The following is a 21534-nucleotide window of genomic DNA, read 5'->3' on the forward strand; positions in this document are numbered from 1 at the left end:
CGTAGGGACTTGTGACCGGCTGCGGTATCCCTGAGATTGGGTAATTTGGAGGTGTATACGCAAATTACCCAATCTCAGGGATACGCGGGGGCGGCCCGCTGACCTACCATCGCGCTTGTTTCTTTTTGGTTGCCCTCACCATGTCTCCCCCCGCCAACGAACCCATCCTGCCCGCACCTGTGCTGGTGGTGGAAGATGAGCCGCTATTGCAGCAGCGCCTGCGCGGGGTGCTGAGCGCGCTGGGCTACCCGCCAGACGCGCTGCTGTTCGCCGCCACGCTGGCGGAGGCGCGCACCTGCCTGGCACAGCAGCCCGTAGCGCTGATGCTGGTGGATTTGCATTTGCCCGACGGAGACGGCCGCGACTTGATCGTGGAGTTACGCGCCGATGACCCCGGCGTGGGCATCCTCGTGGTATCGGCCTGGAGTTCGGAGGATGCGATTTTGGGCGCGCTGCGCGCGGGAGCCACCGGGTATGTGCTCAAGGAGCGCGACGACATGGAGGTGATGCTGTCGATCCGCAGCGTGCTGCGCGGCGGCGCACCGATCGACCCGTTCATTGCCCGGCGCATCCTGGAGTTGCTGCCCGCGCCGGCAGCGGCGCCGCCGGGCGCTCCGCCACCACCGGAGAACTGCCTGAGCGAGCGCGAGAACGAAATTTTGCGGCTGGTGGCCGATGGCCTGTCCAACCGCGAGATTGCGGAGCAGCTGTTCCTGTCGCGTTACACCGTGGAAAGCCACGTCAAGCGCGTCTATCGCAAATTGGCGGTGTCATCGCGCACGGGCGCGGTGCGTGAGGCACGTTCGCGCGGGTGGCTGGGCTGATGCGGCTGCTGATGTGGCTGGCCGCGCTGGCGCTCTGGCTGCCGGGTGGGGTGCTGGCCGATGCCTGCGCGCCGCGCATTGTGTCGGTGCAGGCGGCGCCGGCGCTGGATGGAGCCCGGCCTCTGACCGGGTGGGTGAACGTGACCTTGCCCGATACATGGACCACCCGTTGGCGCGCGCACGGCGACTCAGGCTGGTACCGCATCGACTGGGAACGTGGCTGTGAGAATGGCGAACCCGTTGCTCTGGGCATTGACGGCATCAGCGTGGCGGGCGAGGTGTACAGCAACGGCGATCTGCTGTGGCGCGATGCCTTCCTGGTGGAACCGTTGTCGCGCAGCTGGAACGTGCCGCGGTGGTGGGTGCTGCCCGAATCAGGCCTGCAGCCAGAAATGAACACCGTGTGGGTGCGTGCCGTGGGGCCGGTGGCACTGGGTCCAGGCCTGCGCGGGGTGCGATTGGGCGACCCGTCCACGGTGGCCGCCCAGCACTATCGCACCCAGTGGCGCCAGCGCACGCTGTACCTGATCAACGCGGTGCTGTGCGGCATGGCGGGCACGCTGTTCCTGGTGGTCTGGGCGCTGCGCCACAAGACCCCGGCCGGCGCAGCCTACGGCTGGTTCGGACTGATGGCGTTGACGTGGCTTTTATATCTGACCACCTATCTGGCATACACGCAGTGGCCTTGGCCTGATGCCATCACCCGCAGCCGTTTCAGCATGGTGGCCATGGTGGGTTATGTGCTTTCAGCCTGCTTTTTCACCCTGCGCTTCGGCGGGCAAAGGCTGCCCCGCGTGGAGCAGGGGCTATGGGCACTGGCAGCAGTGGGTGCAGGCACGGCGGTGCTGGTACCAGACAATATCGCGGGGCCTTGGTTTGGCAGGGTGTGGCAGGGGTCCATGTGGGTTTTCATTGCCAACTGCCTGCAGTTCCAGTGGCACGCATGGCGCCCCCAGACCGAGGGACGAAAGCCCCTGCACATGCTGCTGGCACTGTGTTGGCTGGCGGTCACGGCGCTCACAGTGACCACACTCATCCCTGGGGTGGACCGCTGGAACGTGGCGCGAAACTGGGCAGCATTCAGCGGCTTGCTGGTGATCTCGCTGGTGATGTTGCTGCTGGGTGCGCAGCTCATGCAGCGGGTGCGCAGCGTGGAGCGCTTCAACCGCGCACTGACGAAGGGCGTTACCGAAGCCCGTGCCGAGTTGGCGCAGGCCCTGGCGCGCGAGCACGCGCATGCGCTGGAGCGCACCAGATTGCAGGAGCGCATGCAGCTTGCACACGATCTGCACGATGGTCTGGGCGGCAGCCTGATGCGCAGCATGGCGCTGGTGGAGCAGGCGCCCCAACCCTTGCCCAATGAGCGCGCGTACTCGCAGCGTCTCTGCCGGAGTCGGGTGCGTGCCGCATGCGAGCCAGAGTGGCTCCCCCAACCCTTGCCCAATGAGCGCGTACTTTCGTTACTGAAGGTGCTGCGCGACGACCTGCGCCAAGTGATCGACCAGGGCTCCAGTGCCGGCGCACAGGTGCCCGATACGCCGGTGCAATGGGCCGCGCCGCTGCGCCACCGGTTTACCGGCATCTTTGATGAAATGGAGGTGGCGTCGCACTGGGACATGCCGTTGCAATGGCAGGGCCGCCCTAGCGCGCTGCAGTGCCTGAGCCTGACGCGGCTGGTAGAGGAGGCGTTGTCGAACACCATCAAGCACAGCCGTGCACGGCATGTGCATGTGCAATGTACGCAGCCGCAGCGTGATGTGCTGTGCTTGCGCATTGAGGATGACGGAGTCGGGTTTGACGTGCAAGCCGTGCAAAACGCCGGAGTCAGCGTAGGCATGCGTAGCATGGCAGCGCGGGCCGAGCGCATGGGCGGCACGCTGGAGGTCACATCGGGTGCGGCGGGCACGGTGGTGAGCCTGGTTTTGCGATTGAAAAAATAGCCACCTGCCTCGAATGAAAAGGGCGGACTCAAGTCCGAGCCCAACAGACATATCCCAAATCACTTTTCAGGGGGTCTGCGATGTGATGGTATGTGTTTCTGACCGTCGCGCGCATCCGCAAGCTCAAGCGCTCAGGGTGGGCAGTCAGCCTCAAAATACCTGAAATCGGGGATATGCTTGCCGCGCTGCCGCGGGTCTAATCCGGCCGCCGAGTATGGATTGGGAGACCCGAGTGATGAAATCATGGATAAAACTGAGCGCTGCAGGGCTAGCTGCCAGCCTGCTGCTGGCGTGTGGTGGGGGCGGCGATACGGACCCAGGGGGCGTCACCCCCCTCAGCCAGCTTCAGCCTGGCGAGCGCTTTGCCATGGAAACCCCCTTGCTGCCCAGTGGCAGTCAGCTCAGCCACTATGTGGTGCATGGCGTTACGCCAGAAGGGGTGCTGGTAGAGAGCGACCGGCCAGGATTGCTGGCAGGCGTGCGCGTCCCCGTTCTTGAATCCGTCACGCGCGACGGTCGCAGTTCTACGTCAGTGGCCAATCCGGACACCTTGAAGCAGCAGCAGCAAGCGTTCTACCAGCAACTGTGGAACTCCACAGCCGAGCACGAAGGCACGCGCGATCCGCAAGCCATCCTGGCAGAAATCGACGACCTGGACACGCGCATCGTTGACCTGATGGACGACGTGGCCGCCTCGGGGGTGAAGCTGAAGGAATACCTCGCCTTCTACGACCGGCTCGACGCGATCCCTGAGCTTGCTGGCAAGGAACTGGCCGAACTGAATCTGCGCGAAGCGCTGTCGGACGTGGACAAGGTCAGTGTGCTCCGGTCCACCCCAACGAAGTGCCCCGATGGGCAGATACTGGTGATATCGCAGTCGAGGCTGTTCAGCTATTGCCGTGTGCAGCGACCGCCGACCTGGAAGGCATTGGCCGCTCTACCCACCAAGGCGGGCAACCCGCTCGCTGCGCTGCCTGAACCCAGCGTCAGTGCGGTGCTCGCCGAAAATGACTCCCAAGCTCTGATACTCGCGGTTGCTCGGGATCGCAAGTTTGCTATGGAAGCACAGCTGCATTCTCAGCAAAAGGAGTTGCAAGAGGCGCAGAAACGGGCTGCGCAGCTGCTTTCGGCTTTGAGTCAGAACCGTAATGACGATCAAAAGTGGAAGACTTACTGCGCGCAGCACCCCGACCTGCGCTGCGTGAGCAGCGATACACCCAACTTTGGCGCGGTAATGGCCCAACGGGTCCAAGAGATGCTGGACGCGATGCAATCGACTTCGCAAATGGACATGCTCAGGATACAAGCTCTGATCTCACGGTGGAATGAGGCCATGGACATGATCTCCAACTTGCTGAGAAAAATGCAAGATGCCAAATTGGCCGTCACTATCAACATGCGTTAAGGGGATGTTGAGCGGGCTGCGTTGGTTGGCGATGCTTTCCGCCGAGTCGTCGCTGCGCAAGACCTGGATCGCACTCTTCAACACCCTGCTCATCGCCCTGTGGCTACTTCGTGCTGCCGTACTGGGCTATGCAATTGCCCCGCACGCACAGAGGTGGCATCCGACAAGCTGGTGGCAGCGCTTTTGTGTCGCGCAAACGGCTGGGGCTTGGCTGTGAGGATCCATGAGGTGACGGATGGCTTGCGCCGACTCGACAACGCGGATGAAGGCACTACTGCGCTTGATTCACAAGTTGATTTACCCCGGTCGCGCGCCGCGCTTTCCTAGCCACCGCAGTCACTGGACAGCGGCACGCCACTAGCCAACATCAGGGCCACCAAGGTCAAACTAGGTTTGCGGCTGCGATAGGGCACAGGGCAGGAGGTAGTGCACCCTGGTATGCATCGTTCGTCACTTCAGGCCCCCATGACCCTCAAATTACCTGAAACCAGGGAATGACAAGTGCCAAGATTCATTCGAACATACCTGCTTCACCATCAAAAACGAGTGCTCTCATGAAGAAAAACATATTGTGTGCAGCCTTGGCTGCTGCCTTGCTCAGCGCCTGTGGCGGCAGCGATGACGGCGACAATGAGAACAAGCTGGCCCCCGGTGACGAGTTCACCACTGAATTGAGCCTGGACGATACCCTGACAGAAACCTCGACCTATCGCGTCTACGGCCTCAGCAACAGCGGGCAGCTGGTCGCCAACGGCGATGACCTCGCCAGCGAGGGGCTCATCCCCATTGAGATCAGCCGCATCAACGCCGAAACGAAGGCAGCCGATGCCGTGACCGACGTGGCAGCGATCCAGGCCTTCGTACCCCAACTGTGGGCCGAGCTGAGCAAGCGCCACGCCACGCTGGACGCCAGCAAGCTGGCGCAGGAGGTGCATGACCTGGATATTTCGCTGGCCGCCATTTACACGGATTACCTCAACTCCGGGCTGAGCCTGCCGGAGTTCGTCGATTTCTACGAAACGCTGGATGCCCATCCGACGCTCGACAAGACCGGAAAGGTCGAAGCCGAACTGAGCCAGTTTCTGAGCAATACCCAGATCACGCCCAGGCAGCTTCTGGATGTGCTGAATGCGCATGGCAGCACCTGGCAGCAGTTTCTGACCCTGATGGCTTCGCGCCAAGACGATTTCAACAGCCTGTATGAAAAGTACGGCCAGGCTGCCACGGATATTTCGTCCTTTGTGCAGGCTTATCTGCAACCGCAGACCAAGGTTCTCAAGAACGCCAAGGTGGCCATCGAGGTAGCGAAATTGGTCTGGGATGTCATCAAGAACAACCGCCCCGAGACCGTGGCCACGGGGGCCTTCACAAGCGTATATGCCTCGGGCGACTCCAACTGGGATAACTACGACCAGGCGAAGTCCGGTGCCTCGCAGGCGGTGACGATCAAGTCCAAGAATTTGTTCACGATGACCCTGACCGAGGTCAGGTTCGCCCTCACGGGCTACTACGGCGCTAAACACCCCAGCATAGGTGGCCACTGGTTGCCTCTTGTGAACGTGGACGTGCAGCACGTGTACGCCTTTCTAAGCTGGAAGGTCAACGCCAAGGCGAGCGTTACCCTGCCCGTGAATATGGGAACGGTGGCTGACCCTAATCCCGAAATGCCGGTGTTCATGCAGATCAGCGAATCCGGCCTGTTCCAGAACGACACCATAAATTACGAGTTCCGCGCCAATGGCAAGGACGGCTTCCGCTACATCGGAAAGAAGAAGTAACCCGATGCAATGCGCGGCCCGGCTCTGATGGGCCAGGCCGACCGACGGCTTGGGTAGCAGCAGCATGATCTTCATCCCCTGCAAGGACGGCATCTGCCACAACGAGATCGGGATGCCAAGCCCGAGCATATCGACGCGGGGTGCAATATGCTGCTGCATGCAATGCTGGAGCGGGCAATTTTTCCCCTTGGTTAGTAACTTGTTGACTGTGCGCGATGTGCAGCAGAAGCCCTGAAATTAGTCGCAGAGGAAACGAGGTGTGCGTGACTACATAGCCCGATGACTTTGCGAAAGTCACTGCAACAAGCTTTGGCTGAGTCAGGCTGGTTTTGGTCGTTTGGCCTTGGGGTGGGAATGCCCGCTATCGCTGCAGATCCTTCATCGTGAATTAGTACAGTCCAATCTGGGCGGCATCACCCCTTGATCTGCCCGCAAACACCTCTTGAAAGAATTACCGATGTTGCGCCAGCGGCCTTGCCACGAAATTTCGATTTTCCGCGTCCTCGCTTCCGGTACGCTGCTTCTGATGGTTCCCCTGGCGCAGGCGCAGACCATCACCGCAGCCCCCTTTTCGCCAGCGTCGATCCCCGTGGACCATCCAGGTGCGTTGCTGCTCTTGGCCCTTTCCATGGTGGCATGCGTTCCCTGGATGTTGCGCAAGGGTCTTTTTTCGCCCCACCGAGTGCGTGCTGTGGGCGCAGGCCTCGTCGCGCTGGCGGTGGGCGCGATGGTGTTTTGGGGTGACAAGGTGCAAGCCCAGTTGCAGGAGCTTCATCAGGCATTCACCCAGGCCAGCGGTCAAACGCTGACCATACCTGTGCAAACGACAGGCACAACCCCCGGCGGTAGTCCTCAGGGTTTTTTGCCGGTGGTGCATACCAACCAGACAGCTTCCAGCCTGCGCATCGCAAGCATCACGGCGCCCGCATTGAGCACCTGCTTTCCGTTGGGTGTTCCTTCCCCGCTCCCGGTGACCCCAGCACGGCCAGGCACACAGTGTGCGGTGGGCACCACGTTGGGCGCTGGCACCGCCTGCTGGGTGGATGTCGCCCAACTGTGCGCTGATGCCGCTGCCGCAGCTCAGGGCAATCATCCCAGTCAACTGCAGGCGGACTCGGTTTCCGTCATTGCCGGTGCCCAGGCCTCTGGCAACGTGCTCACCAACGATTCGGACGCCGATGGCCCGCTGACCGTGGCGAGCTTCAAGTACCAGGGCATGACGTATGCGGCTGGCGCCACGGTGCCCATAGCAGGGTATGGCACCCTTTCCGTCCAGAGTAATGGTGCCTATACCTTCACAGCCGCATCGCCCTTTGTCGGTGCGAGTCCGATGGTCTGGACGTACGTAGTGCAAACGGGAGCATCCAGCACGCTCAGCATCACCGTCAACACCCCGCCGGTCAACAATGCTCCCGTGGCCAACAACGACACTACGACGACCGATAAAGGCATCGCTGTAACCGTTGCTGTCCTTGGCAATGACACAGACGCCGACGGTGATTCGCTCTTGGTGACAGGTGTGACCCAGGGCGCAAATGGCTCTGTGGTGATAGATGCCGTCTCCAACAATCCCATCTACACACCCAACGCTGGCTTTGTGGGCAATGACACGTTCACCTACACCATCAGCGATGGCAAGGGCGGCTCGGCCACGGGCACCGTCACGGTGACCGTGAACGCCGTCGGCAATCGGCCACCTGTTGCAAACAACGATTCTGTCAAGACCGGCATGAATGTGACCATCACCATTCCTGCATCCACGCTAGTCGCTAATGACACGGACCCTGACGGGGACACGCTGAGCATCGATTCGGTGCAGGCAGCCATACAGGGCACGGTTAGTATCGTGGGAGGTAACGTCAGCTTCACGCCTTCAGCAGGCTTTGAGGGCAACGCCAGCTTTACCTACACCGTCCAAGATGGCAATGGGGGCACCAGTACCGCCACGGTCAATGTCACAGTGGGTTCCGCGCAGGCACCTTCTGTGGTGTTGCAGAAAGCCTTGGTCGTCAATGCGCAGGGCACAGGAGGGGTCAGCGCCAAGTTCCCGATTACCACTGCGCTGGTGGACACAGATGGCTCTGAAACACTGACCATCAGAGTGAGCAATGTTCCCTCGGGCATTGCCTTCAACGCAGGTACTAACCTGGGTGGTGGCGTATGGCAGTTCACTGAGGCAGATCTGCCCAACCTGATAATCTCGCTGCCCGGCAGCTACACCACCCTCGCCAGCATCCTGACTGTGCAGGTCACCTCAAAGGAAGCAAATGGCGGGGCTACCGCCAGCGTATCCAACACAGTCACCCTGAAGGTTGCCTACACGACTGTGGACGTGACCACGACGGAAAGTGGCAACTACACCGGAAGTTCTGCCAATGAACACATTCAGGGCGGTAGCGGCAATAACACGATCAACGCATCCGGCGGCAACAACATCGTCCGAGGAGGCGCAGGCGATGACAACCTATCGGCAAGCAGTGGCTCCGACATGCTCTATGGTGAAGAAGGGGTCGACATTCTTAACGGAGGCAGTGGCGCAGACGTGCTGGTTGGTGGCTCCGGCAACGACACCATGCAGGGTGGCGACGTTGGCGAAAATTTCGTGGACGTGTTTATCTGGAATCTTGGGGACCAAGGCGCACCTGCTACACCGGCCATCGACACCATCTTGAACTTTGCCACTGCCGCGGCAGGGGCCAACCTTGCGGGCGGCGATGTGTTGAACCTCCGCGATCTTCTGCAAGGTGAGCGTGTGGGACCGTCCAACGGTGCTGGCAACCTGGCCAGCTACCTGCACTTCGTGATCTCTGGAGGGGATACGCTCATCCACATCAGCCATACGGGCGGCTTTGCCAGCGACTCGCATGCGGTGGGTGCTGCGTACAGCACTGCGGCCGAAACCCAGCGCATCGTCCTGGTGGGTGTCGATCTGCAATCGCTGTATTCGGGGGCAACGACTGACGCGCAGATCATCACGCAGCTGCTGAACAACAACAAGCTGATCGTGGACTAGCGGGCGACTTGAAAGAAGTCGCCCACTTGGCAGGTCGCGGCCTTCGACCCCAGGGAGGTCGGGGCCGTGCGCCAGCACGCGGCAGAGTTGAGGGGTGTGCCGCTTGATCTGCGTATCTGAACGGATCGCAGACGGCGAAGTGCATGGCCGCCTCGCGCGGGCTTTTGTTATTCATGCACACTCTGATAGCAGCGCTCAGTGACCGGTTTTGGCGAGATCTGTCGCTCAGGCCCTGACCGCGAGCGACTCAGATCAGCCTAAAGCAGCCCACTACCGCTGAATCAGCTAACAAGGCTCCCAACCTCCCTCACCATTCCGCAAAACTCCCATCCCGGTGCCGCCACACCGGATTCCTCCACCGGTGTCCCTCCTGCGCCCGCTCGCGCACATAGTCCTCATTCACCTCAATCCCCAACCCCGGCCCGGTGGGGATGGCCACCATGCCATCCTGGTATGCAAACACCTCGGGGTTGGACACATAGTCCATCAGGTCGTTGGCCTGGTTGTAGTGGATGCCCAGGCTTTGCTCCTGGATGAAGGCGTTGTAGCAAACGGCGTCCAGCTGCAGGTTGGCCGCCAGGGCAATGGGCCCCAGCGGGCAGTGCAGGGCCAGGGCCACGTCGTAGGCCTCGGCCATGCTGGCGATCTTGCGGGTCTCGGTGATGCCGCCTGCGTGCGAGGGGTCGGGCTGGATGATGTCCGCATAGCCGCCTTGCAGCACGCGCTTGAAGTCCCAGCGCGAGTACAGGCGCTCGCCCAGGGCGATGGGGGTGGACGATATGCGGGCAATCTCCTTCAGCGCCTCTTCGTGTTCGCTCAGCACAGGCTCTTCGATGAACATGAGCTTGTAGGGCTCCAGTTCCTTGACCAGCACCTTGGCCATGGGCCGGTGCACGCGGCCGTGAAAGTCCACGCCAATCCCCACATTCGGCCCCACGGCCTCGCGCACGGCGGCCACGTTCTGCAGGCAGCGCTCCACCTTGTCGTAGCTGTCCACATACTGCACCTCTTCGGTGCCGTTCATCTTGACTGCCGTGAAGCCGCGCGCCACGGCGGCCTGGGCGGCGGCGGCGGTCTCGCTGGGGCGGTCGCCGCCGATCCAGCTGTAGACCTTGATGCGGCTGCGCACATTGCCGCCCAGCAGCTCGGATATGGGCACGCCCAGCGCCTTGCCCTTGATGTCCCACAGCGCCTGGTCGATGCCGGCCAGCGCGCTCATGTGCACGCCGCCGCCCCGGTAGAAGCCGCCCCGGTACAGCACGGTCCAATGGTCTTCGATGTGGCGTGGGTCTTTGCCAACGAGGTAGTCGGCCAGTTCATCGACCGCGGCGGCCACGGTGTGCGCGCGGCCTTCCAGCACGGGCTCGCCCCAGCCGGTGATGCCTTCGTCCGTTTCGATTTTGAGGAAGCACCAGCGCGGCGGGACGATGAACGTGGTGAGTCGGGTGATCTTCATGGGGGATGGGCAGTCGGTTCAGAAGTGCTGGGTTGTCTGGAACGCTTAGGGGGCGGTTCAGGCAGTGGCGGGCGCTGTGCCAAAGGATGCCTGCCAGGCCCGCGCAAACGCTGCAGCCTTGTGCGCGACTTCGGGGGCCTGGTCGCCGGGTCGGTACAGGGCCGAGCCCAGGCCAAAGCCGCTGGCGCCAGCGGCGGCATAGGGCGCAATGCTCTCGGGCAAGATGCCGCCCACGGGCACCAGCGCCATGGGCGGCGTGATGACGGCGCGCCAGGCCTTGAGCACATGGGGCGGCAGCGCCTCGGCGGGGAAGAGCTTGAGCATGTTGGCCCCGGCGGCCAGCGCGGAATAGGCCTCGGTCAGCGTGGCCACGCCGGGCGCGCAGGCCATGCCAGCGGCGCGTGCGGCGCGGATTACATCGGGGTCGCTGTGGGGCATGACGATGATCTGCCCACCGGCTGCGGCCACATCGGCCACGGCATCGATGGAGAGCACGGTGCCTGCACCCACCAGGCAGTCGGCAGGCAGTGCATCGCGCAGCGCGCGGATGCTGGCCTGCGGCTCGGGCGAGTTGAGTGGCACTTCGATGATGCGAAAACCCGCGTCGTACAGCGCGTGACCGATGGCCACCACCTCGTGCGGCTGCACGCCGCGCAGGATGGCGATGAGTCCGCAGCGCTGCAGGATGTGGAACAGGGCTTTGTCGATGGGGTTCATGCAGCCAGACTCCCGGCGGTGAAGGGGTGTGAGGAGGAGGGTGCTGGCGCAACGACCAGCCCTGCCGCCAGCGCGATCTGCCACAGCCCGGTGGCCGTGGCTTGCGTGGCGATGGTGGGTGTGGCAAAGCCGTAGGTCTGCAGCGCGACGGCGTAGCGGCGGCACAGGTCGGGCTCGCCGCAGAGCACCAGCGTTTGTGGTGTTGTCTGGGTTTGATCCTGTGCGCGTGCCAAGCTGGCCACCTCGTGCCCGATCAGCAGGCCCGAGAGGTAGTCCGATTGCGCCGTGGGCGCAAGCGTCCCGGTCAGGCCCAGCGTGCGTGTGCTGAAGATGTGCGAGAGCAGCCCCAGTGCGGCATCGCTGCCCCGCGCCACCTCCAGGCCGCGCGCAAAGGCGGCGTCGTCGGGCGCGGCTGCGGCCTGCATGGTCTTGCCCAGGATTGTGTGGCCGCGCAGCGCGGCAAACACATCGCCGGTCATGAAGGTGTGAAACTGCTCGATGCGCCCCCGGCGTGCCAGCACCCATTTGCTGTGGGTGCCGGGCAGGCCGATGAGCACGGGCGCATCCGTTGACAGCGCAAGGCCTGCCAGCACGCCCAGCACCTGGGTCTCTTCACCACGCATCACGTTGGGCAACGTGCCCTGCTGCAAAAGGCCCGGCACGATGTGCAGCGGCGGGCCATCGCGCCGTGCCACCAGCGTCAGGCCCCGCGCCAGTTCATCGAGCGAGGTGGGCGTGGGCAGGTACTTGGCCTCGCGCCAGCCCTGGGCGCTGCCCACCATGCCACAAGCTAGCAGGGGCAGGCCGGGTGCGGCGGTCAGCCAGTCGCCACAGGTGTCCTGCAATGCGCGCTCAAAGGCGGCGCCGGGTTCGGGGTCGTTCACGCCGCTGGCGGCTGGGGGCAGATTCATGATTCCCCAGGGGCGGTGGCGGGTTTCCAGCACGGTGCCGGCCGCATCCATGCGGAACGCGCGCAGCGCGGAGGTGCCCCAGTCCAGGGCGATGAGGCCCGCTTCAGCGGGCACCAGATAACGCACAGGCGCCATGGGTTTCCCGCTTAGCGTGCCCAGCGCAGCACCAGCGGGTCCAGCCGCCGTGCGATGTCGATCAGGCCGCGCCGCACCTCGGGGTGCATGGCCGGGAAGGGGTGGCGGCCCGCCTCGCAGGCGATCACGCCGCCTTCTTTCATGAGCGCCTTGGCCGTTAGGATGCCGCCCTGGCGGTTCTCGTGGTTGATGAGGGGCAGCCAGCGCTGGTAGAGCGCAAAGGCCTGGTCCATGTCGCCCTGGCGGTGGGCCTCGATGATGGGGCGAATGCCGTCGGGGAAGGCGCCGCCCGTCATGGCACCCGCGGCGCCAGCATCCAGGTCGGCCAGCAGGGTGATGGCTTCTTCGCCGTCCCACGGGCCTTCGATGGCGTCGCCGCCCAGACGGATCAGCTCGCGCAGCTTGCTGGCGGCGCCGGGCACTTCGATCTTGAAGTAGGCCAGGTTTTCTATCTCTTGCGCCATGCGGGCCAGGAAGGGGGCCGACAGCACGGTGCCGCTGGCGGGCGCGTCCTGCACCATGATCGGGATGCGGATCGCATCTGACACACGGGCATAGAACTCGTAGATCTGCGCCTCGGGCACGCGGAAGGTGGCACCGTGGTAGGGCGGCATGACCATGACCATGGCCGCGCCCATGTCCTGCGCGGCGCGGCTGCGCTCGGCGCACACGTGGGTGCCGTAGTGGGTGGTGGTGACGATCACCGGCACGCGGCCTGCTACATGCTCCAGCGATGTGCGGGTGAGGACTTCGCGCTCGGCATCGGACAGCGAGAACTGCTCGGAGAAGTTGGCCAGGATGCAAACGCCATCCACACCGGCGTCGATCATGAAGTCGAGGCAGCGCTTCTGGCTGTCGAGGTCGAGGCGGCCGTCTTCGTGGAATGTGGTGGGCACTACGGGGAAGATGCCTCGGTAGCGAGGGTTCTGGAGGGTGTGAGTGGCTGGCATGCGGAGGAAAGGTAGAAATTTGAGTGAAATACGGCTCTAGCGCTTATCTATCAAGCGCTAAAAGCTATGAAATATGTAGCATCCTCCGTGGCGAGTGGGCCGTCGGCATCAGTGGGAATGGCGCGGTACAGCAGCCCCCCGGCAGCCGACGAGGAAGTCAAAGTCGCAGCCATCGTCGGCCTGCAGTACGTGGTCCACATACAGGCGCTGGTAGCCGCCGCGTCCGCCGTTGTCCGCGCCAGCCAATGCGGCCAGGCGTGCTGCCAGTTCCTCGTCGCTGATGTCCAGATGCAGGCGGCCGTTCTCGCAGTCCAGCTCAATGAAGTCGCCATCGCGCACGGCAGCCAGCGGGCCACCGGCTGCCGCCTCGGGCGCCACGTGCAGCACCACGGTGCCGTAGGCGGTGCCGCTCATGCGGGCATCGGAGATGCGCACCATGTCCTTCACGCCCTGGCGCAGCAGCTTCGGGGGCAGGCCCATGTTGCCCACCTCGGCCATGCCGGGGTAGCCCTTGGGGCCGCAGTTCTTGAGCACCATCACGCAGCTGGCGTCGATGTCCAGGTTTTCATCGACGATGCGTTCCTTGTAGTGCTCCAGGTTCTCGAACACCACGGCGCGGCCCCGGTGCTTGAGCAGTTCGGGCGACGCGGCCGAGGGCTTGAGCACCGCGCCACGCGGCGCCAGGTTGCCGCGCAGGATGCAGATGCCACCGTCGGCAATCAGGGGGTTGCTGATCGGGCGGATCACCTCGTCGTTGTATTGCGGGGCCTCGCGCACGTTGTCCCACAGGCTCTTGCCGTTGACAGTCAGGGCGTTGGGGTGGGGCAGCAGGTTGTTTTCACCCAGGCGGCGCAGCACGGCGGGCAGGCCGCCTGCGTAGTAGAACTCTTCCATCAGGAAGCGGCCCGAGGGCTGCAGGTCCACCAGGGTGGGCGTGCCGCGGCCGATGCGTGTCCAGTCCTCCAGGTCCAGCTGCACGCCGATGCGCCCAGCAATGGCCTTCAAGTGGATCACGGCGTTGGTCGAGCCGCCGATGGCAGCGTTGGTGCGGATGGCGTTCTCGAAGGCTTCGCGCGTGAGAATTTTGGAGAGCGTGAGCCCTTCGTGTGCCATTTCCACGATCCGTTTGCCCGACATGTGGGCCAGCACATAGCGGCGCGAGTCCACCGCCGGTATGGCTGCGTTGTGCGGCAGCGATGTGCCCAGCGACTCGGCCATGCAGGCCATGGTGCTGGCCGTGCCCATGGTGTTGCAGGTGCCGGCAGAGCGGGACATGCCGGCCTCGGCCGCGAAGAACTGGTGCTCGTTGATCTCGCCCGCCTTCAACGATTCGTGCAGGCGCCACACGGCCGTGCCCGAGCCGATGTCCTTGCCGTCGAGCTTGCCGTTGAGCATGGGCCCGCCCGTGACCACGATGGCGGGCACATCGCAGCTGGCTGCGCCCATCAGCAGCGCAGGCGTGGTCTTGTCGCAGCCCACCAGCAGCACCACGGCGTCGATGGGGTTGCCGCGAATGGCTTCTTCCACGTCCATGCTGGCCAGGTTGCGGGTGAGCATGGCCGTGGGCCGCAGGTTGGATTCGCCGTTGGAGAACACCGGGAACTCCACCGGAAAGCCGCCCGCCTCATAGATGCCGCGCTTCACATGCTCGGCAATCTTGCGAAAGTGGGCGTTGCACGGGGTCAGCTCGGACCACGTGTTGCAGATGCCGATGATGGGGCGGCCATCGAACTCATGGTCTGGAATGCCCTGGTTCTTCATCCAGCTGCGGTACATGAAGCCGTTCTTGTCGGCCGTGCCGAACCATTCGGCGGAGCGGAGTTTGCGCTTGGGGGTGGTCATGGTGGGGTGCGAGAGAAAGAGGAGAAATGAAGAGTCAACGGGCCTTGCCCGAGCGGCGCGAAAGCAGCCGCTGCAGCAGGCAGAAAACGAACAGCAGCACACCAACGACGATGCGCGTCCACCAGGAGCTGAGCGTGCCGTCGAAGGAAATCAGGGTCTGGATGATTCCGAGCATGAGCACGCCAAACAGCGTGCCCGCCACATAGCCCACGCCACCCGTGAGCAGCGTGCCGCCAATGACCACGGCGGCAATCGCGTCCAGCTCCATGCCGGTGGCATGCAGGCCGTAGCCCGACAGCATGTAGAACGTGAACACCACACCGGCCAGCGCCGAGCAAAAGCCCGACAGCGTGTAGACGCCAATGAGCGTGCGGCGCACCGGCAGGCCCATGAGCACAGCCGAATGCTCGCTGCCGCCCACCGCATACACGCTGCGGCCAAACGGCGTGCAGTGCGCCACAAACAGGGCCACCAGCAGCACCGCGATGGCGATGAGAGCGCCCAGCGAGAGGGATGCGCCTTCCCACAGTGGCAGACGCCACTGGGCCAGCTCCGAATAACCTTCGTGCGTGATGCTGATGGAATCAATGCTGATCAGGTAGCACAGCCCCCGCGCCAGGAACATGCCCGCCAGCGTGACGATGAAGGGCTGCAGCCGAAAGCGCTCGATGAGGAAACCCATGAACGCGCCAAATGCCGTGCCCATCAGCAGCACGAGCGGGATCGCGACCATGGGGTTCCACCCCCGGTGTTCCACCAGCGCGGCCAGCACCATGGTGGTCAGCGCCACCACCGAGCCCACCGAGAGGTCGATGCCGCCGGACAGGATCACAAACGTCATGCCCACCGCCACGATGATGAGGAAGGCGTTGTCGATCAGCAGGTTGAGAAACACCTGGGCCGAGAAGAACCCGGTGTACAGCACCGAGCCCAGCGTGGCCATGGCCACGAACAGCGAGATGGTGGCCGCCAGCGGCAGGTACTTGGGGTTGAACCGGGCGCGCGCAGCGGCGGCCGGTGGGGCAGGCGGGCTCACGGTGCTGAAGCCTGCGGTCTTGGGCACGGCGCTCATTGCAAAGCTCCCGCGCCGGTGCGGCGTGCCAGGGCGCCCACTTGCGCCCGAAACTCGGGCGACTGCAGCAGCATCACGATGAACACCACCACGGCCTTCACCACCAGGTTGATTTCGGGCGGCACGCCCAGCGAATAGATGGCGTAGGTCAGCGTCTGGATGATGAGCGCGCCAATTACGCTGCCCACCAGGCTGAAGCGGCCACCGGTGAGGGCGGTGCCGCCCAGCGTGACGGCCAGGATGGCGTCCAGCTCCAGCAGCTGTCCGGCGTTGTTGCCATCAGCACTCTTCACGTTGGAGCTGATGAGCAACCCCGCAATGCCCGCGCACACACCGCAGAACACATAGGCCGCCACAATGAGGCGCCCCGCCTGCACGCCCGCCACGCGCGCCGCCGTGGGGTTGATGCCCACCGCCTGGATGAACAGGCCCAGCGCCGTGCGCGTGATGGCCAGGTACAACACGCCAAAGACCACGGCCACCACAAACAGCGAGAACGGCAACCCTGCCAGGTACCCGCCGCCCATGAAGAAGTAGGGCGTGTAGTAGATGGTGATGATCTGCCCATCGGTGATCAGCTGGGCAATGCCTCGGCCTGCCACCATGAGGATCAGCGTGGCAATGATGGGCTGCATGCCCACCTTGGCCACCAGCACGCCGTTCCACAGCCCACACAGCAGCGCCGCGCCGATGGCGCCCAGGATGGCCACGGGCAGCGGGAACCGGCTCTCGGTGCCCGACACCGAGCCGCCAATCATCCAGGCCGCCACCGCAGCCGCAATGGCGACCGTGGCACCCACCGAGATGTCGATACCCCGCGTGGCGATCACCAGCGTCATGCCCAGCGACACCAGCACCAGCGGCGCGGCGCGGTTCAGGATGTCGATGAGGCTGCCGTACAGGTGCCCGTCGCGCCATTCGATGTGCAAGAAGCTCGCGTTGAAGGCCGTGTTGATACCCAGCAACAACAGCAGCGTGATGATGGGCCAGGCCAGTCGGTGGTGCATCAGCGCGGCAATGGGGGAGGGGGTCTTGCGTTCTTCAGGCATGTTGTTCTGCGGCGATGAGTTCGTAGACGGCGTCTTCGCTGCTGCCCGCTGGCAGTTCGCCGACCTTTTTGCGGTCGCGGAGCACCACGATGCGGTGCGCCACGCGCACCACCTCGCTCATTTCGGAAGAGATGAACAGCACGGCCATGCCAGCCTGCGCCAGCTGCAGGATCTGCTCCATGATTTCTTGCTTGGCTGCCACATCGATGCCGCGCGTGGGTTCGTCCAGGATGAGCAGGCGCGGCTCAATGGCCATCCAGCGCGCGAGGATCGCCTTTTGCTGGTTGCCGCCCGAGAGCAGGCCGATGGGCTTGTCCACACTCTCGGTCTTGATGCCCAGCAGCTTCACATAGCGCTCGGCCAGCACCGTTTGTTCGGCGCGCGAGAGAAATTTACCCACGCCCATGCGAGCCTGCAGCGCCAGCGCAATGTTCTCGCGCACCGACAGTTCGGCCACGATGCCATCGGTCTTGCGCTCTTCGGGGCACAGGGCCAGGCCATGGCGGATGGCGTCCATGGGGTTGGCGAATTTCACCACCTGCCCGTCGATGCGCAGCGCGCCCCGGTCGGGCTGCTCCAGGCCAAAAAGCAGGCGCGCCAGCTCGGTGCGGCCCGAGCCCAGCAAGCCCGCCAAGCCCACCACCTCGCCCGCGCGGATCTGCAGGTCCAGCGGCTGCAGTTGTGTGTCCTGCCCCAGACCCTCGGTTTGCAGCAGCGTGGTCTGGCGGGTGTCAAACACGGGCGACACCGCAGGCTCGGTCGATGTGGCAGCCAGGTCGCGGCCCAGCATGGCGGCGATCAGTGCCTGTGGGCCCAGGTCCTGCGCCCGCCACTCACCCACCCAGCTGCCATTGCGCAGCACGGTGATGCGGTCAGACACGGCATAGACCTGGTTCAAAAAGTGGGTCACAAAAACGATGGCCAGGCCCTCGCTGCGCAGGCGGCGCAGCACCTCGAAGAGCTTTTGCACCTCGTCGTCGTCCAGGCTGGAGGTGGGCTCGTCCAGAATCAGCACGCGCGATTCGATGCTGAGCGCCCGCGCAATCGCCACCAGCTGCTGCACGGCCACGGGGTAGTCCGACAGCAGGCGCGTCACGTCGATGCTCAGGCCGATGCGGGCCACCAGCTCCCGCGCGCGCTGGTGCATCAGCGCCCAGTCGATGCGAAAGCCTTGTGCAATACCGCACCGGGGGTAGCGCCCGGCAAAGATGTTCTCGGCCACCGAGAGGTTGGGGCAAAGGTTGACCTCCTGGTACACGGTGCTAATGCCCAGGCGCTGCGCCGCCAGCGGCGAGTCCGGCCACACCGCTTCTCCGCCCAGCCGCATCTGCCCGCCGCTGGCCTCCAGCACGCCCGTCAGCACCTTGATCAGCGTGGACTTGCCCGCGCCGTTCTGCCCCATCAGCGCATGGATCTCGCCAGGGTAGAGGTTGAGCTGCACATCGCGCAGCACCGGGATGCCCGCAAACTGCTTGTGGATGCCCGAGAGCTGCAGCACCGGGGCGGCGGCAGGGGCGTGAGCGGTGGACGCGTCCATGGGTGCCATCACGCTTTGTTCTTGTTGTAGACATCGACCAGCACGGCGGCCAGAAGCACCACACCTTTGATGACCTGCTGGTAGTCGATGCCAATGCCCAGGATGGACATGCCGTTGTTCATCACGCCCATCACAAAGGCGCCGATGACCGCGCCCATCACTTTGCCCACGCCGCCCGAGGCTGATGCGCCGCCGATGAAGCACGCCGCAATCACGTCCAGTTCAAAGCCCTGGCCCGCCTTGGGCGTGGCGGTGTTGAGCCGCGCTGCAAACACCAGACCGGCCAGGGCCGCCAGCACGCCCATGTTGATGAAGGCATAGAGGGTGAGCCGCTCGGTCTTGATGCCCGAGAGCTTGGCCGCCTTCTCGTTGCCGCCCATGGCGTAGATGCGGCGGCCAATGGTGGTGCGGCTGGTGACGAAGTCGAACAGCACGATCAACAGCGCCATCACGATGAGCACGTTGGGCAGGCCCTTGTACGAGGCCAGGAGGTAGCTGAAGTACACCAGCAACCCGCCAAACACCACCGTGCGTGCGACGAACAGGCCAGCGGGCTCCGTCTGCACGCCATGGCGCAGGCGGTTGGCGCGCTGGCGCAGTCCGCCCACGGCCAGGGCCGCAGCCACCGCAGCGCCCAGCAGCAAGGTGGTCAGGCGCAGCCCTTCCACGCTGAACAGGTCGGGGATAAAGCCCGAGCTGAGCATCTGGAACGCCGAGGGGAACGGCCCCACCGACTGGCCCGCCAGCAGCGCCAGCGCCAGCCCCTTGAACACCAGCATGCCCGCCAACGTGACGATGAACGACGGAATGCGCGAGAACGCCACGAACCCGCCCTGGATGGCCCCGATGAGCCCGCCGCACAGCAGACACACCAGCGTGGCGGGCACAAAGTGCCAGTTGTATTCGACCATCAGCACCGCTGCCAGCGCGCCGATGAAGCCACACACCGAGCCTACCGACAGGTCGATGTGCCCGGCCACGATGACCAGCAGCATGCCCAGCGCCATGATGACGATGTAGCTGTTCTGCAGCACCAGGTTGGTGAGGTTCAAGGGCTGCATCAGCGTGCCCTCGGTCATGTACTGGAAGAAGCCCATGATGGCCACCAGCGTGATCAACATGCCGTATTCGCGCAGGTTGTGCTTGAGGTGGTGCAGCAGCGGCTTGTTCTGTTGGGTCGCTGCCGTGGTGTTGCCGTCAGTCAGCGTGCTGGCGGGGGATGGGTGGTCTGGCTCATATCGGTCATGGATTCAAGGCGTTGTGCGGTTCATCAGGCGCTGAAAGCGGGCGCTGCCGCTACGCGCGGCCGCCGTGCAAGGGCCGCCCCGCCGCACGGGCGGCGTCCCCCTCGGGGGGGATGGCGCGAAGCGCCTCAGGGGGGGCACTCACAATCGCTCGCATGATTCGCTCTTGCGAGGCTTCGGCGGTGGGCATCTCGGCCACAAAGCGGCCTTCGTTCATCACATAGATGCGGTCGGTGATGCCCAGCAGTTCGGGCATTTCGGAAGAGATCACGATCACGCACTTGCCCTCGGCCGCCAGTTGGGCGATGAGGGTGTAGATCTCGTACTTGGCGCCCACGTCGATACCGCGCGTGGGCTCGTCGAGGATGAGCACCTCGGGGTTGGTGAAGAGCCATTTGCTCAGCACCACCTTTTGCTGGTTGCCGCCCGACAGGTTCAGCGTCTTCTGGTCCACGCCCGAGCAGCGGATGCGCAGCTTCTCGCGGTAGCCCTGCGCCACGCGGTGTTCCTGGCCGCTGTCGATCACGCTGGCGAACGACACGCCCGAGAGGTTGGCCAGCGAGGTGTTGAACTGGATGTCTTCGTTCAGCACCAGGCCGTTGCCCTTGCGGTCTTCGGTCACATAGGCCAGGCCGTGGCGCACGGCCTTTTCCACCGTGCTCACATCGATGGGCTGGCCGTGCAGCCGCACCTCGCCGGTGATGCGCTGGCCCCAGGACCGGCCAAAGATGCTCATGGCCAGCTCGGTGCGGCCTGCGCCCATCAGGCCCGCAATGCCCACGATCTCGCCGCGCCGCACGTTCAGGTCGATCCCCTTGAGGTGCTCGCGGTCGCTGTGCTGCGGGTGGTGGGCGCGCCAGTTGCGCACTTCAAAAACAATGTCGCCAATCTGCGGTTGGCGCTGGGGGTAGCGGTCGCTCATTTCGCGGCCCACCATGGCCTGGATCACGCGGTCCTCGCTCACCGGGCCCTCGCGGCAGTCCAGCATTTGCACGGTGCTGCCGTCGCGCAGCACGGTGATGGCATCGGCCACGCGCGAGATTTCGTTGAGCTTGTGCGAGATCAGGATGCAGGTGATGCCCTGGGCCTTGAGTTCGAGCAGCAGGTCCAGCAGCGCCTGGCTGTCGTTCTCGTTGAGGCTGGCGGTGGGCTCGTCCAGGATCAGCAGGCGCACCTTGCGCGACAGCGCCTTGGCAATCTCCACCAGCTGCTGCTTGCCCACGCCCAGCTGGCCCACCGGTGTGTCGGGCGAATCGCGCAGGCCCACCTTGTGCAGTAGCGCCTGTGCGCGGCTGTGGGCGGCCATCCAGTCGATGACGCCGTGGCGCGCGGTTTCGTTGCCGAGGAAGATGTTCTCGGCAATCGACAGCAGCGGCACCAGCGCCAGCTCTTGGTGAATGATGATGATGCCCAGGTGCTCGCTGTCGCGGATGCCCGCAAACTCGCGCTCCTGCCCGTCGAACAGGATCTGGCCGCTGTAGCTGCCGTGCGGGTACACACCCGACAGCACCTTCATCAGCGTGGATTTTCCCGCCCCGTTTTCGCCGACGATGGCGTGGATCTCCCCAGCCTGCACCTGCAGGTTGACCTGGTTCAGCGCTATCACGCCGGGGAAGGTTTTGCGGATGTTCCGCATTTCAAGAAGCATGGTCTCTCAATCT

15 protein-coding genes and 1 pseudogene are annotated in these 21534 nt (G+C 64.1%); 6 read left to right on the plus strand and 10 right to left on the minus strand.

Annotation, left to right across the window (positions count from 1 at the left end; all coding sequences use genetic code 11):
- The first annotated feature begins 140 nt into the window (after nucleotides 1–140).
- The 6 genes and pseudogenes from EXV95_RS02810 to EXV95_RS02830 all read left to right on the plus strand — a co-directional run bounded on the left by EXV95_RS02810 (nucleotide 141) and on the right by EXV95_RS02830 (nucleotide 8960).
- Nucleotides 141–824, plus strand: a complete 684-nt coding sequence (locus EXV95_RS02810; RefSeq protein ID WP_176885734.1) for a response regulator transcription factor — start codon at nucleotides 141–143, stop codon at nucleotides 822–824.
- Nucleotides 824–2764, plus strand: coding sequence for an ATP-binding protein (locus EXV95_RS02815; protein WP_176885735.1), 1941 nt, complete (start codon nucleotides 824–826; stop codon nucleotides 2762–2764). The genes EXV95_RS02810 and EXV95_RS02815 overlap by 1 nt, the downstream gene beginning before the upstream one ends.
- Before the next feature lie 235 nt (nucleotides 2765–2999).
- Complete coding sequence (locus EXV95_RS02820; RefSeq protein WP_176885736.1) at nucleotides 3000–4169, plus strand: hypothetical protein; 1170 nt, start codon at nucleotides 3000–3002, stop codon at nucleotides 4167–4169.
- A 554-nt stretch (nucleotides 4170–4723) separates the two neighbouring features.
- Nucleotides 4724–5947, plus strand: coding sequence for a hypothetical protein (locus EXV95_RS02825; protein WP_176885737.1), 1224 nt, complete (start codon nucleotides 4724–4726; stop codon nucleotides 5945–5947).
- Nucleotides 5948–6002: 55 nt separating this feature from the next.
- Nucleotides 6003–6142 (plus strand): annotated as a pseudogene (locus EXV95_RS24845) (Zn-dependent hydrolase); the annotation flags it as partial.
- 262 nt (nucleotides 6143–6404) lie between these two features.
- Nucleotides 6405–8960, plus strand: coding sequence for a midcut-by-XrtH protein (locus EXV95_RS02830; protein ID WP_176885738.1), 2556 nt, complete (start codon nucleotides 6405–6407; stop codon nucleotides 8958–8960).
- 307 nt (nucleotides 8961–9267) lie between these two features.
- Here EXV95_RS02830 and dgoD read toward each other — a convergent pair whose 3' ends face one another.
- The 10 genes from dgoD to mmsA form a co-directional block, all read right to left on the minus strand.
- A complete protein-coding gene (dgoD, locus tag EXV95_RS02835) occupies nucleotides 9268–10416 on the minus strand; it encodes a galactonate dehydratase (RefSeq protein ID WP_176885739.1) in 1149 nt (382 codons plus the stop codon).
- Between the two features lie 57 nt (nucleotides 10417–10473).
- Nucleotides 10474–11133 carry a 2-dehydro-3-deoxy-6-phosphogalactonate aldolase gene (locus EXV95_RS02840; RefSeq protein ID WP_176885740.1) on the minus strand — a complete coding sequence of 220 codons (660 nt, stop codon included), beginning with the start codon at nucleotides 11131–11133 and terminating at the stop codon, nucleotides 10474–10476.
- Nucleotides 11130–12179 (minus strand): 2-dehydro-3-deoxygalactonokinase, encoded by a 1050-nt coding sequence (locus EXV95_RS02845; RefSeq protein WP_176885741.1) that lies wholly within the window; start codon nucleotides 12177–12179, stop codon nucleotides 11130–11132. The genes EXV95_RS02840 and EXV95_RS02845 overlap by 4 nt, the downstream gene beginning before the upstream one ends.
- A gap of 11 nt (nucleotides 12180–12190) precedes the next feature.
- Nucleotides 12191–13129, minus strand: coding sequence for a dihydrodipicolinate synthase family protein (locus EXV95_RS02850; protein ID WP_176885742.1), 939 nt, complete (start codon nucleotides 13127–13129; stop codon nucleotides 12191–12193).
- 108 nt (nucleotides 13130–13237) lie between these two features.
- Entirely contained in the window at nucleotides 13238–14971 is a 1734-nt protein-coding gene (locus EXV95_RS02855; RefSeq protein ID WP_176885743.1) for an IlvD/Edd family dehydratase, read from the minus strand.
- A 34-nt stretch (nucleotides 14972–15005) separates the two neighbouring features.
- Nucleotides 15006–16043 carry a galactofuranose ABC transporter, permease protein YjfF gene (yjfF, locus tag EXV95_RS02860; protein ID WP_176885744.1) on the minus strand — a complete coding sequence of 346 codons (1038 nt, stop codon included), beginning with the start codon at nucleotides 16041–16043 and terminating at the stop codon, nucleotides 15006–15008.
- The gene (locus tag EXV95_RS02865) at nucleotides 16040–17092 is read right to left on the minus strand and encodes an ABC transporter permease (RefSeq protein WP_176885745.1); all 1053 of its coding nucleotides are present in this window, start codon (nucleotides 17090–17092) and stop codon (nucleotides 16040–16042) included. Before EXV95_RS02865 ends, yjfF begins: the two co-directional genes overlap by 4 nt.
- Nucleotides 17085–18638 (minus strand): sugar ABC transporter ATP-binding protein, encoded by a 1554-nt coding sequence (locus EXV95_RS02870; RefSeq protein WP_176885746.1) that lies wholly within the window; start codon nucleotides 18636–18638, stop codon nucleotides 17085–17087. Before EXV95_RS02870 ends, EXV95_RS02865 begins: the two co-directional genes overlap by 8 nt.
- A complete protein-coding gene (gene mmsB, locus EXV95_RS02875; protein WP_218135491.1) occupies nucleotides 18638–19834 on the minus strand; it encodes a multiple monosaccharide ABC transporter permease in 1197 nt (398 codons plus the stop codon). The genes EXV95_RS02870 and mmsB overlap by 1 nt, the downstream gene beginning before the upstream one ends.
- A 91-nt stretch (nucleotides 19835–19925) precedes the next feature.
- Nucleotides 19926–21521 carry a multiple monosaccharide ABC transporter ATP-binding protein gene (gene mmsA / locus EXV95_RS02880; RefSeq protein ID WP_176885747.1) on the minus strand — a complete coding sequence of 532 codons (1596 nt, stop codon included), beginning with the start codon at nucleotides 21519–21521 and terminating at the stop codon, nucleotides 19926–19928.
- Nucleotides 21522–21534 lie beyond the last annotated feature (13 nt).

The sequence above is a fragment of the Acidovorax sp. JMULE5 genome (genome assembly GCF_013376875.1).
Lineage (GTDB): Bacteria > Pseudomonadota > Gammaproteobacteria > Burkholderiales > Burkholderiaceae_C > Acidovorax > Acidovorax facilis.

Excerpts from the sequence above, each read along its gene's own strand:
- EXV95_RS02810 (WP_176885734.1), top strand. The coding sequence starts at position 141 with ATGTCTCCCCCCGCCAACGAACCCATCCTGCCCGCACCTGTGCTGGTG.
- EXV95_RS02815 (WP_176885735.1), top strand. The coding sequence starts at position 824 with ATGCGGCTGCTGATGTGGCTGGCCGCGCTGGCGCTCTGGCTGCCGGGT.
- EXV95_RS02820 (WP_176885736.1), top strand. The coding sequence starts at position 3,000 with ATGAAATCATGGATAAAACTGAGCGCTGCAGGGCTAGCTGCCAGCCTG.
- EXV95_RS02825 (WP_176885737.1), top strand. The coding sequence starts at position 4,724 with ATGAAGAAAAACATATTGTGTGCAGCCTTGGCTGCTGCCTTGCTCAGC.
- EXV95_RS02830 (WP_176885738.1), top strand. The coding sequence starts at position 6,405 with ATGTTGCGCCAGCGGCCTTGCCACGAAATTTCGATTTTCCGCGTCCTC.
- dgoD (WP_176885739.1), bottom strand. The coding sequence starts at position 10,416 with ATGAAGATCACCCGACTCACCACGTTCATCGTCCCGCCGCGCTGGTGC.
- EXV95_RS02840 (WP_176885740.1), bottom strand. The coding sequence starts at position 11,133 with ATGAACCCCATCGACAAAGCCCTGTTCCACATCCTGCAGCGCTGCGGA.
- EXV95_RS02845 (WP_176885741.1), bottom strand. The coding sequence starts at position 12,179 with ATGGCGCCTGTGCGTTATCTGGTGCCCGCTGAAGCGGGCCTCATCGCC.
- EXV95_RS02850 (WP_176885742.1), bottom strand. The coding sequence starts at position 13,129 with ATGCCAGCCACTCACACCCTCCAGAACCCTCGCTACCGAGGCATCTTC.
- EXV95_RS02855 (WP_176885743.1), bottom strand. The coding sequence starts at position 14,971 with ATGACCACCCCCAAGCGCAAACTCCGCTCCGCCGAATGGTTCGGCACG.
- yjfF (WP_176885744.1), bottom strand. The coding sequence starts at position 16,043 with ATGAGCGCCGTGCCCAAGACCGCAGGCTTCAGCACCGTGAGCCCGCCT.
- EXV95_RS02865 (WP_176885745.1), bottom strand. The coding sequence starts at position 17,092 with ATGCCTGAAGAACGCAAGACCCCCTCCCCCATTGCCGCGCTGATGCAC.
- EXV95_RS02870 (WP_176885746.1), bottom strand. The coding sequence starts at position 18,638 with ATGGCACCCATGGACGCGTCCACCGCTCACGCCCCTGCCGCCGCCCCG.
- mmsA (WP_176885747.1), bottom strand. The coding sequence starts at position 21,521 with ATGCTTCTTGAAATGCGGAACATCCGCAAAACCTTCCCCGGCGTGATA.